At 65.6% G+C, this 11,643-nt stretch carries 12 protein-coding genes; 6 read left to right on the top strand and 6 right to left on the bottom strand.

Annotation, left to right across the window (positions count from 1 at the left end; all coding sequences use genetic code 11):
• Positions 1-13: 13 nt before the first annotated feature.
• The 6 genes from M7D61_RS08790 to M7D61_RS08765 form a co-directional block, all read right to left on the bottom strand.
• The gene (locus M7D61_RS08790; protein WP_298229605.1) at positions 14-166 is read right to left on the bottom strand and encodes a hypothetical protein; all 153 of its coding nucleotides are present in this window, start codon (positions 164-166) and stop codon (positions 14-16) included.
• Positions 167-705: 539 nt separating this feature from the next.
• Positions 706-1,932, bottom strand: a complete 1,227-nt coding sequence (locus M7D61_RS08785; RefSeq protein WP_298229603.1) for an acetyl-CoA C-acetyltransferase — start codon at positions 1,930-1,932, stop codon at positions 706-708.
• 187 nt (positions 1,933-2,119) lie between these two features.
• Positions 2,120-3,511: a VWA domain-containing protein gene (locus M7D61_RS08780; RefSeq protein ID WP_298229601.1), complete on the bottom strand. Its 1,392-nt coding sequence runs from the start codon at positions 3,509-3,511 to the stop codon at positions 2,120-2,122.
• Positions 3,508-4,389 (bottom strand): MoxR family ATPase, encoded by an 882-nt coding sequence (locus tag M7D61_RS08775; RefSeq protein WP_298229600.1) that lies wholly within the window; start codon positions 4,387-4,389, stop codon positions 3,508-3,510. The genes M7D61_RS08780 and M7D61_RS08775 overlap by 4 nt, the downstream gene beginning before the upstream one ends.
• Before the next feature lie 131 nt (positions 4,390-4,520).
• Positions 4,521-4,940 carry an OB-fold domain-containing protein gene (locus M7D61_RS08770; protein ID WP_298229598.1) on the bottom strand — a complete coding sequence of 140 codons (420 nt, stop codon included), beginning with the start codon at positions 4,938-4,940 and terminating at the stop codon, positions 4,521-4,523.
• Positions 4,937-6,100 carry a thiolase domain-containing protein gene (locus M7D61_RS08765; RefSeq protein WP_298229596.1) on the bottom strand — a complete coding sequence of 388 codons (1,164 nt, stop codon included), beginning with the start codon at positions 6,098-6,100 and terminating at the stop codon, positions 4,937-4,939. The genes M7D61_RS08770 and M7D61_RS08765 overlap by 4 nt, the downstream gene beginning before the upstream one ends.
• A gap of 403 nt (positions 6,101-6,503) precedes the next feature.
• Between M7D61_RS08765 and M7D61_RS08760 the strand changes: the two genes are divergently transcribed.
• The 6 genes from M7D61_RS08760 to M7D61_RS08735 all read left to right on the top strand — a co-directional run.
• Positions 6,504-6,929 (top strand): nitroreductase/quinone reductase family protein, encoded by a 426-nt coding sequence (locus M7D61_RS08760; protein WP_298229594.1) that lies wholly within the window; start codon positions 6,504-6,506, stop codon positions 6,927-6,929.
• Between the two features lie 78 nt (positions 6,930-7,007).
• The gene (locus M7D61_RS08755) at positions 7,008-7,796 is read left to right on the top strand and encodes a thioesterase family protein (RefSeq protein ID WP_298229592.1); all 789 of its coding nucleotides are present in this window, start codon (positions 7,008-7,010) and stop codon (positions 7,794-7,796) included.
• Between the two features lie 164 nt (positions 7,797-7,960).
• Entirely contained in the window at positions 7,961-8,737 is a 777-nt protein-coding gene (locus M7D61_RS08750; RefSeq protein WP_298229638.1) for an electron transfer flavoprotein subunit beta/FixA family protein, read from the top strand.
• A 9-nt stretch (positions 8,738-8,746) separates the two neighbouring features.
• Positions 8,747-9,727, top strand: a complete 981-nt coding sequence (locus M7D61_RS08745) for an electron transfer flavoprotein subunit alpha/FixB family protein (RefSeq protein WP_298229590.1) — start codon at positions 8,747-8,749, stop codon at positions 9,725-9,727.
• Positions 9,728-10,229: 502 nt separating this feature from the next.
• Entirely contained in the window at positions 10,230-11,198 is a 969-nt protein-coding gene (locus tag M7D61_RS08740) for a cytochrome b/b6 domain-containing protein (protein WP_366083933.1), read from the top strand.
• A gap of 147 nt (positions 11,199-11,345) precedes the next feature.
• Positions 11,346-11,643: transposase (locus M7D61_RS08735; protein WP_298229586.1), on the top strand; the 298-nt coding region annotated here is incomplete at its 3' end.

Here is an 11,643-nt window from a genome sequence, read left to right as displayed (position 1 = left end):
AGTCATCAGCGGATCAGGCGTTTTCGAGTTCGGCCGGAACTTCTTCCAGTGCGTTGATCAGCATCGACTCGAACTCCGTCTCCGGGTCCTGCTCTAACTTCACAACGTGCACCGACCTCGCGCAGGCGTCACCGACGCCATCGAGAGTGATCGACTTTCGCTCCATTTGCTCCTCCTTAGGTGGAACTTACGGTCAGGGTAGGCGCGATAGCACTCAGCGTGCAATATTCAACTTCCACGACCCCCCGGAGCTATTTTTGCGGCTCTCTCACCGTCCGAGTCTCGTGTGACAGAGGGTGAGAAGCTTCTATCTCTGGCAGAGGGAACGGGCACCGTCTGAGAACCGAGAGTGCTTCGTGGCATCGGAGGCCGAGCCAACGGACGAGTTGGTCAAGGGCGCACAGGCTGGCCCTGGCGTCGAGATCCGCGCCCACCTCGGCGCACCACCGGACCTTGCTTGAGAACCCTTACGAGTTCCCATGTGCTAACTCATGTGCTACCGACCGTGCAGGGCCGTGTATCTCGGGGATGCGGCCCCTACGCCGCATCCCCGAGATCGTTGATTTTCCGGGCCTGAAGGCCGATTCGCGTCCCAGCAGGTTTTGCGGGCCTGAACAGTTCGAATCCCCCATCCTCCGCCAGTGTGCCGGATCGCGTCGCGGGTGCCGGCTGACATCCTCGTCGCGACCGCGGCAACGCGTCGGCTCAGGACAGGCGCTCGATGACCATCGCCATCCCCATGCCGCCCGCCACGCACATCGACTCGACGCCGAATTGCTTGTCGTGCCACTGCAGCGAGTTGATCAAGGTCGTCGCGATCCGCGCCCCGGTCATGCCGAACGGATGCCCGACGGCGATCGCGCCGCCGTTGACGTTGAGTTTGTCGATCGGGATGCCCAGGCGCTGAGCCGAACCGAGAGTCTGCACCGCGAATGCCTCATTGATCTCGAACAGGTCGATGTCGTCGAGCGTCAATCCCGCATTGCGCAGCGCCGCTGGGATCGCCTCGACCGGTGCCAGCCCCATGATCTCCGGCGACAAGGCAGTCACCGACGTGGACACGATCCGCGCCAGCGGAGTCAGGCCCAGGTCCTTGGCCTTGACATCGCTCATCACGACGAGCGCCGCTGCCCCATCGTTGAGCGCGCAGGCGTTTCCTGCGGTCACCGTCCCATCAGGACGGAACACCGGCTGCAGCTGGCTGACGCTCTCCATGGTGACACCAGGTCGGGGGCCGTCATCCCGGGAGACCACCGTCCCATCGGGAAGGGTCGCGGGGGTGATCTCGCGAGCCCAGAAACCGGAGGCGATCTGCGCTTCTGCGAGGTTCTGGCTGCGGACTGCGAAGGCATCCTGTTCTTCGCGGGACATCCCCAGCAGCTGCTGCACATTCTCGGCCGTCTGCCCCATGGCGATGTACGCATCGGGCAACTCGCCCTCCTCACGGGGATCCCGCCACACGGGAGCTCCCGCCGCACTATGCGCCTCGGTGCGCGATTCGGCTTTGCGGAAGACCGGATTCTTCAGGTCCTGCCCGGGGATGAAGTCGGACGTTCCTTTGAAGAACCGGCTCACCATCTCTACTCCTGCAGAAATGTAAGCATCGCCCTCACCAGCGCGGATGGCGTGGAAGGCCATTCGCGTGGTCTGCAGAGACGAAGCGCAATACCGGGTCACCGTTGTGCCGGGAAGGTGGTCGTAGCCGAGCATCACCGCAACGGTCCGACCGAGGTTCGATCCCTGCTCACCCCCGGGCAGCCCGCACCCGAGCATCAGATCCGTGATGTCCTTCGGGTCCAACGCCGGCACCTTGTCCAACGCAGCGCGGACCATCTGGGCGGCGAGGTCGTCCGGACGCACCTCCTTGAGGGATCCCTTGTTGGCGCGTCCTATGGGCGACCGGGCTGTCGAGACGATCACTGCTTCGGGCATTTCTCACACCTGAACTTCCTTGTTGACGTATGGAGCCCTCGGGCTCCCCAACAGCGTAGGTAACCGGACCGGTCGGTACAACCCCCCGGACTTGTTCGCGACACGAAGAGTCGCAGGACCGGATGCGGCTCACGCCGCCCTGCCGCGGAGTCCGGCGCGCGACACAGGCGCCGTCAGACGTCCGTCATCACGCCGGAAGGAGCCTGCTGACGAATTCGCCGAGCTGCTCGACGGAACGGCATTCGTGCATCTCGACCACGTCGGCGTAGTCGAACGCCGCGGAGTCGCCGGTTCCCCAGATGTTTTCCTGTTCGGGGTTCAGCCAGAACGTCCGATTCGATCGCGCCCTGATCTCGCGCAGGTCGTCGAGGCCCGGTTCCCGGTAGTTGGTGCGCGCATCGCCGAGGATCAGCACCGAGCTGCGCGAACCGATCGACTCGAGGTCACGGGCCACGAACTCCGCAAAGGCGGCGCCGTAATCGCTGCTCGAGGTCCCGTGCTGGACGTGCGCCTGCTCGAGGATCCGGGCCTGCAGTCCCGCTCCGTCTTCGTCACCGTCCACCGAGATGAGTTCGGTGACGTCCGCCATCGCATTGACGAACGCGTAGACCTTGACCTTCTTGAACTGGTTCTTCATCGCCTGCACGAGCAGCATCGTGAAACCCGAGAAGCCCGACACCGAGCTCGACACGTCGCACAGCAGAACCAGGTCCGGTCGGCTCGGGCGCGGCTTGGCGAAGACAAGGTCGATCGGCGTTCCGCCGGTCGACATGGACTTGCGCATCGTCCTTCGGATGTCGATGGTGTTGCGATGGCTGCGACGCCGTCTCACCGAGAGTCGCGTCGCCAGCCGGCGAGCGAGCGCGCGCACGCCGCGGCGCATCTCTTCGAGCTGCTCGGCATTGGCGCTGAGGAAATCGACATGCTCGGTCTGCGCCTGCACCGCGGTGAGGACCATGCGCTCGCGTCCGCGCGTCTCGCTCGTGCGCCGCCTGGCTTCGTCTTCGACTCGCTCGCGGAACCGGCCGATGAGGTCCCGCACCTGGTCTCGGGGCGAGACACCGCCCAGCTCGACGACCGCGTCGTCGTCACCGCGCAGGCCCATGGTGCGCGCGAGCAGGTTCTGCGGCTGCACCCGATCGAGCGTCTGCTTCGCGGACCACCCAGCAGGATCGCCGCCGATCTCTCCGAATCGGTCGACGGCGATCTCGGCGAGTTCGCCCAGAGCGTCGAGGTCCGCAACGGCAAGCGTTTCGACCAGCATGTCGCGCAATGTCTCGACGTCGAAGTCGGCCGGCACCTGTTCGGCGGACCGGGGCCGCCCCACGCGTGGCGGGAAGTAGATGTCGAAGACCTCGTCGAAGGTCTCTCGCTGGCTGTGCTTCCGGGTCAGGGTGCCCGCCAGGCCTTCGCGGAGAATGCTCCGCTCGTCGAGCCCGAGCCGGGTCATCGCCTCCGCGGCGTCGACCGTCTCACCAGTGCCGACCATGATCCCCTTCGTCCGCAGCGCGGTGACGAAGTCGACGAGCCGTTGCTGCAGGCCGTACGGATCCGGGCCGACGTCGGGCCCGCCCGTCATCTCGCGAGCGCGCTTTCCATGTCAAGCAGCTTCTGAGCCTTTTCCTGATCCGAACGGTGTTTGAGGATGACTCCGAGGGAGTCGCGCATGGTGTCCTCGTCGAGTTCGACGGCGCCCAGAGCGAGCAGGGTGTTTGCCCAGTCGATCGTCTCCGAGACGGACGGGGCCTTGCGCAGCGGAAGCTCGCGCAGGGCGTTGATCACGCGCACGATGGATTTGGTGAGCGAGTGCTCGAGACCGGGGACCTTGGCCTGGACGATGCGCTCCTCGAGGTCGCTGTCGGGATAATCCACGTGCAGGAAGATGCAGCGCCGTCGCAGCGCCTCCGACAACTCGCGACTGGCATTGGAGGTGAGCACCACGAACGGCCGGTGGCGCGCCCGCACCGTGCCCATCTCCGGGATCGTGATCTGGAAGTCCCCGAGCACTTCCAGCAGCAGGCCTTCGATCTCGATGTCGGCCTTGTCGGTCTCATCGATGAGCAGCACCGTCGGCTCCTCGTTGCGGATGGCGGTCAGGAGCGGCCGGGCCAGCAGAAACTCCTCGCTGAAGATGTCGGCCCGGGTCTCGTCCCAGCTCTCGTCCTTCGAGGCGGTGATGCGCAGCAGCTGCTTCGCGTGGTTCCACTCGTACAGCGCACGCGCCTCATCCACGCCTTCGTAGCACTGCAGCCGGACCAGTGGGGAACCGGTCGCGTCGGAGACGGCTTGCGCGAGCGCCGTCTTGCCCACTCCCGCCGGGCCTTCGATGAGCAGCGGCTTGCCCAATTCGCTCGCCAGGAAGACCGTGGTGGCAATGGCGTCGGAGGGAAGATAGCCGACGGCGGCCAGGCGCTCGGAGACGTCGGCGACAGAGGCGAAAGGCATGGTGCGGGTCATGTGATGGTCTCCTCAGAGCGGAGCAGCCGACGTGCTGACGGCTGGATTTCGTTGGGTATCGCAGCTGACCCGGGTGTCAGTGTCACCGCGCGCGGACAGTTCCACGCGCGGTGACACTGACCTAGCCGACACTATTGCGCAACGGGGCGGAACCGAGGAAGGGCCGCCTCGGCCTCGGTCTTGTGGAAGACGACCTCCACCCGATCCCCGATCCGCAGCGCATCCACGTCGCATTCGATGATGTTGGTGAGCATCGTGGGGCCCTCGTCGAGGGCGACGAACGCGAGCACGTACGGGCCGACGCCTCCGTAGTGGCCGAGGCCCTTGCGGGTGATCGCGAACGTGTAGATCGTGCCCTTGCCGGCCGTCTCCAGCCATTCGGTGTCGACCGATCCGCAGAACGGGCACAGCGTGCGCGGGTACCAGTGATTCTCCCCGCACGCGTTGCAGTGCCGGATGATGAGCTTGCCTTCGAGGGTCGCGTCCCAGTAGGGCTTGGTCTCCGGGTCGATGGCGGGCGCCGGGTTCGGCAGCACAGCTGATTCGGTCATGCGTCTTCCCTTCCAAGAATGACGGTCGCCGCACCCATCCGGGTCGGCAGGCTTCCGCCGGTGCCGTGTGCGAGTGCGATCTGGGCGTTGGGCACCTGCACCGCGGGGTGCGCTTCGTCACGGAGCTGACGCACCGCTTCGAGCACCTTGGTCATCCCGCCGCGGTTCGCCGGGTGGTTGTTGGCCAGGCCGCCGCCGTCGGTGTTGAACGGCAGCTTTCCGAATGGCGCCTGCAGCGCCCCGTCCAGCACGAACTCGCCGCCCTTGCCCTTTTCGCAGAAGCCGAGGTCCTCGATGGTCTCGAGCACGGTGATGGTGAAGGAATCGTAGATCGACGCGTAGTCGATGTCCTTCGGCGAGACTCCGGCCTCCTCGAAGGCGGCCGGGCCCGACCAGCGCGCACCAGTGAAGGTGACGTCCACTTTGCCGCCATTGGTGTGCTTGGGCGCTTCGCCGTGACCAAGCACCTTGACCACGGACCGGTTGAGGTCGCGGGCGACCTCGGGAGAGACGACGATGAGCGCGCCGCCGCCGTCGGTGACGACGCAGCAGTCCAGACGGTGCAGCGGATCGCTGACCATCGGGGAGTTGACCACCTCTTCAACGGTGACCGGCTTGGGCAGCATCGCGTTGGGGTTGTATTGCGCATGGATGGACGCGGCGACCTTGATCTCCGCAAGTTGCTCGCTCGTGGTGCCGAACTCATACATGTGGCGCCGCGCGGCCAGGGCGTAAAGGCCGTGAACGGTGGGTCCGAACGGCGCTTCGAAGGGATCCTCAGGGGCTTCGCTGCCCTCCATCACGAGATTGCTGCTCATCTGCCGCGGCAGGCCGGCGAGCGTGATCAGCGCGATCGATGCTTTGCCTGCCTTGATTGCAGCGGCGGCGTGACCGATGTGGGCAATATATGAGGAACCGCCGGTTTCGGTCGAGTCCGTGTACCGCAGTTTCAGGCCCATGTAGTCGGCCATTGAAATGCCTCCCAGGCCGGGGGCATCTCCGGCGCAGAAGTAGGCGTCCACGTCCGAGAAGCTCAGACCGGCGTCTGCGAGCGCGCCTGCGGCGACTTCGGCATGCACCTGGCCGAGGGACTTGTCTGGAATGACACGCTTCGGGTGTTCGTAGGCGCCCGCGATGAACGCGGCTCCGCGAATGCTCATTGCTTACCTTTCTTGGTTCTTCCGGGGCGTGCGTGCACAGTGCCGTAGCGGCGTGCCGTCGTCCGAGGGATCCGGCCGGTCCGTGAAGCAGAGGCCGAAATGACCTGAGTTGAACCAGACAGTTCAACGCTAACTCATTTCGGTCCGTGCAGCAGAATCCGTAATCGGTCACGCGAACCTCACAGCGACGACCTCGTCACTGCGGTCGACCCGTCCGACCGGAATGCTTCGCGCTCTGCGGATACCCGGCGATCGACGCGTAAGCTCCGGGCACGTCGCGTTGGCCGACACCGGAACGGCGACGCCTCCAACTCGCCCGCGGGAGCGCTGCCGGTTGTAGTTTCGTAAGAGCGCAGTCGAGCCCGATGCGCGTCGCATCATCTCTCATCGTGGAGGAGCAGCCGTGGCCAAACCGCATGCAGAGTGGAACCAGCCGATCATCGACGAGTTCCGCGCGTCCTCGGGCACGGTCACCGCCCGCGGGTACGGGCGCAACCTCGTGCTCGTCCACAACATCGGTGCCAAGACCGGAGAACAGCGGATCGCGCCCGTCCTGGCGGTGCAGGAGAGTCCCGACGCGTGGATCATCGCAGCGGCCAAGGGCGGTGCGCCCGAGAATCCGGCCTGGTATCACAATCTCCGCGCCCACCCCGACGTGGATATCGAAGTTCCCGACGAGGGCGCGATCCCCGTTCATGTCGAGGAACTCGCGGGAGCGGCGAGGGAGCGCGCGATAGCGCTGTTCGCGCCGTTCGGCGGACTCGACGGCATCCAGGCGAAGACCACCCGCACCATTCCCATGTTGCGCCTGAGCCGCCGCCAGGCGTGACCCGCCGCGGGTCTGCACTGAACCCGCTGGTTCGGTTCGGTTCCCGGACCGCCGGTGCGGGTCGCCTAGGATTTGATCATGCCCGCATATTTCGAACGGCTCGGCGACGCCCGCTTCCGGATGGACGACGCGGTGCGCGGCTCCTGGAGCCCGAACGACGCCCACATCGCTCCGGTGCTGGGGTTGGTCGCGCACATCGTCGAACATCACCGCGATCTTCGCCGGAGCGACGGACTCCAGATCGGCCGGATTGCGTACGACATCTTCGGGACCATGGACACGACCGTCAACGACATCCTCGACGCAGAGGTGCGGATCGTCCGCCCGGGCCGCACGATCGAGCTCGTCGAGGTGACGCTCACCCATCGGGATCGGGTCTCGGTGCTCGCCCACGCGTGGCTCATGCATCCCTTCGACACCGCGCACCTGGCGGGCAGCGGCGCGTCGGCCATGCCCACCCGCGACTCGATGGCCGAACAAGGCGCCGCAGAGGCATTCGAGTCGTTCGGCTTCGTCAAGACGATCGACATGCTTAGGAAGGTGGACAAGCCCGGCCACGGATGGGCATGGATGCGACCGCAGTTGCCGCTGCTGGAAGGTGAGCGCGTGAGCGCGACCGCGCGGGCGCTGGGCGTGGTCGACGTGGCCAACGGCGTCGGCCCGCTGATCCACCCGAAACTCGCCACGTACCCCAACATCGACCTGACCGCACACGTGTTCGCCGAGCCGAGGGGCCAGTGGGTCGGCTTCGAGACGACGGCGAGCTTCGGCCCGACCGGCATGGGATTGACGAGTTCGATGCTCTACGACGAGGAGGGCACCCCGTTCGGCGGCGTCCACCAGATGAACACGGTCCGGCCCCGCTGACCCGTTCGACCGGCGGCGGCTGTCATCCTGCAAAATCCAGCGGCACCCGTCAAGTACAGTGGCTCCCTGGTGCGTCGACTAACGTGGGAATGTCCTCCACGCAGAACGGCGACCAGCGTGCCACCGCAGGCACCGATGACTTCGAGATAGATCAGGAGTTCCCGATGAAGATTGCAGTGCTGGTCAAGGAGGTGCCGGACACCTACGGGGATCGAAAGCTCGATCTCGAGACGGGGCTCGCCGATCGCGACGCTTCGGAGAAGGTGCTCGACGAAGTGGGCGAACGCGCCATAGAGGTCGCCTTGAAGTACTTGGACACCACGCCTGACACCGAAATCACGCTGGTGTCGATGACTCCCGCCTCCGCCACCTCGACGCTCCGTAAGGGCCTGGCGATGGGGGCGCACTCTGCTGTGCATATCGTCGATGACGCGCTCGTGGGCGCCGATCTAACTCTCACTGCCGAGGTACTGGCGGCGGCCCTCAAGCGCACGGGATTCGACCTCGTCATCACCGGGAACCAGTCCACAGACGGCGTGGGAGGGGTGATCCCTGCCATGCTCGGCGAACTACTCGGCGTTCCCGTAATAACTTCGCTCAACTCGGTTGAGATCACGGCCGATTCAGTGTCCGGCAACCGCACGTTGGAGGGCGGCAAGATGACCGCCTCGGCCCCGCTCCCGGCTGTCATCTCCATCACCGAGCAGCTTCCGGACGCACGCTTCCCGAACTTCAAGGGGATCACGGCCGCGAAGAAGAAGCCGCTGGACGTGCTGTCACTCGCCGATCTCGAGGTGGACCCGATGGATGCGAACGCGGCGCGGTCGATTATGGTTTCCGTCACCGCCGCGCCGCCGAGGTCTGCTGGGGTGAAGATCGTCGACGAGGGCGACGCAGGCTCGCAACTCGCCGAATTCCTCATCACGAACCGGCTGGCGTAAGGAATAGACGTGTCAAGTTTTGCAACCGATTCGATCTTGGTTCTGCTGGATGTCACTCCGGCCGGCGAACTGGCGAAGTCGTACTTGGGCCTCCTTGGAGGCGCCGCCGCTGTGGGTACCCCCGTCGCGCTCATAGTCGCCCCCGAGGGGACCACCCAGGCCCTCGCCCAGGCCGCGGCCGACGCTGGGGCCACCGCGGTCCTGACTGCCGCCTCCGACCGTCCTGAGTTGTTCACGCCGACGGTGGACGCGTTGGCTGCCGCGGCCGAGTTAGTGCGCCCCGACGCAGTGCTTGTCTCGCACTCGATAGATGGCCGCGCCGTCGCCGGCGCGTTCGCAGCGCGCACACGCTCGGCGCTGAGCGTCGACGCCGTCGAGCTGAGCAGGGATTCCGAAGGGGTCGTCGCCGGCCACTCGATTTACGGCGGTGCCTACAACGTCGTGAGCGCGGCAACGTTCGGCGCGCCGGTCATCACGGTTCGCCAGGGATCGATCGATGCGCGGGCCGAGGCGAAGCCTCTCGTGAGCGTTCCGCTCGAGGTTCCAGCCTCGGGCAAGCCCGCTGCGAAGATCGATGCGCAGGAGGCGGTGATCGCCAGTTCCTCCAGGCCCGAGCTGCGTGGTGCGGCCAAGGTCGTGTCCGGCGGGCGGGGACTCGGTTCCGCCGAGAAGTTCTCTCTCGTCGAGGATCTCGCCGATGCGCTGGGCGCCGCAGTCGGAGCATCGCGTGCCGCTGTCGACGCCGGATACGTGCCGCAGACCTCGCAGGTGGGGCAGACCGGTGTCTCCGTCTCGCCGCAGCTCTATATCGCGTTGGGCATCTCCGGTGCGATCCAGCACCGCGCTGGGATGCAGACCGCGAAGACCATCGTTGCGATCAACAAGGACGCGGACGCGCCGATCTTCGACATCGCGGACTTCGGTGTCGTGGGTGATGTGTTCAAGGTCGTCCCGCAGTTGATCGAAGCGATCCAGGCGAAGAAGGGCTAGCGCGGTGGCGACCTATTCATCGAGCTGGCGTCGCGGCCTTCCTCGAGAGCGAGGCGGGCAACCGTGGCCGCCGGCTGGTCTCGCATCCAGTGTCAATGCCCCGCCTGCCTCTTCAACCGCGGCACCGGTGTCGACAGTGCCGGTTGGTTCCGCCGTTGTCGGAACGGTCACCTCGGTGCGTCGGGGGCTACCCCGCGCACCCGGAGGGGAGCCGTGGCCGCCGGCCAGTCTTGCATCTGCCGTCGATGCCCCGCCTGCCTCTTCCTCCGCGGCAGCGATGTCGGCAGTGCCGGTTGGTTCCGCCGTTGTGGGAACGGTCACCTCGGTGCGCCGGGGATTGCCCCGTACGCCGGGCGGGGAAGCGTGGCCCCCGGCGGGGTTCACCGCTGCAGTAACGGCCCAGCGAAGCGCACCGACAACCGATCTCGCGGACTCTCCCGCTCCCTCGATTCCGCAAGAGTCGGGCCCCGCGGCGGATGCAGTTACTGCTCCACAGGACAATGTGGCGCGCCCGACGCCGACGGCCGTACCGAAGCCCGAACCGAAGCGCTATGGGCGATACACCGCAAAGCAATGGGTGGGTGGTGGCGTCATCGTCATCGTCGGCCTGCTCGTGCTCGCGGCACTCGCAGTGCTGCTCGTGCGCTGGTTGGTCTCCTTGCCCTTCATGCGGGATTTCCTCGCGACCTATCCCGGCGAATACGCGCTTCCCGAGGGAGTTCCGGTCGGGTTCCCCGCCTGGCTCAATTGGCAGCACTTTCTCAACGTCTTCTTCATGGTCCTGATCATCAGGTCTGGGCTGCAGGTGAGGTTCCAGAAGCGACCGGGCGCTTTCTGGACGCCGCGTTGGAACACGGCGCGAAAGATCAGTCTCACCGCCTGGTTCCACCAGTCGCTGGACATCCTCTGGCTGGTCAATGGCGTGATCTTCGTGATATTGCTGTTCACGACCGGTCAGTGGATGAGGATCGTCCCCACGAGTTGGGGCGTATTCCCCAACGCTCTTTCAGCAGTCATCAAGTATGTGTCGCTCGACTGGCCCACCGAGAACGGTTGGGTTTACTACAACTCGGTCCAACAGCTGTCGTATTTCCTGGTCGTCTTCGTGGCGGCCCCGTTAGCGGCTGTGACTGGAGTGCGGATGTCGGGCATCTGGCCGAAGAACTCTCCGCGGCTCAACGCGCTGTACCCGCTCGAGTGGGCGCGAGCGGTGCATTTCCCGACGATGATCTTCTTCGTGCTGTTCATCGTGGTCCACGTGACGCTGGTCTTCGCTACCGGAGCGTTGCGAAACCTCAACCACATGTACGCCGCGCAGGGCTCGGTCGATCCGACGGCACTGGCGGATAACTGGACCGGATTCTGGATATTCAGCGCATCGATCGTGGTCATCGTCGGAGCCTGGATCGCCGCTCGGCCGTTGCTGCTGGCGCCCATCGCTCGACTGTTCGGATCGGTGAGCTCCCGCTGACCCTCTGTCTAGAGCCGTGCGCCTGAACCTCGTGGGGACTGATGGGGTGGGAAGGTTTCGTAGGCAGATTTGGCTCAGGGGGCGTGATGCAGCCGTAGGTGACATCTGATTGCTGACCCTGGAGGGGTTGGCGGGGAGGATGTCATCATGGCGAATCGTTATCCGCAGGAGTTCCGGGACGATGTTGTTGCGATCGCTCGCGGCCGGGAGGCCGGGGTGTCGTTGCAGCAGATCGCGGACGATTTCGGGGTGTCGAAGGGGTCGTTGAAGCCCTGGCTGCGGCAGGCCGGCATCGAGGAAGGCGGCGTGCCCGGGACGAGCCGGGAGCAGGCGGCGGACGAGCGGGAGCTGCGCAAGCGGATCCGGCTGCTGGAGCAGGAGAACGAGATCCTGAGGCGGGCCGCGGCATATCTGTCGCAGGCCAACCTCAAGCTGGGCGGCTCCC

Source organism: Gryllotalpicola sp. (assembly GCF_027352875.1).
Lineage (GTDB): Bacteria > Actinomycetota > Actinomycetes > Actinomycetales > Microbacteriaceae > Gryllotalpicola.
The sequence above is the reverse complement of the archived record's forward strand: the minus strand, read 5'-3'. Positions and strand labels throughout refer to the sequence as shown.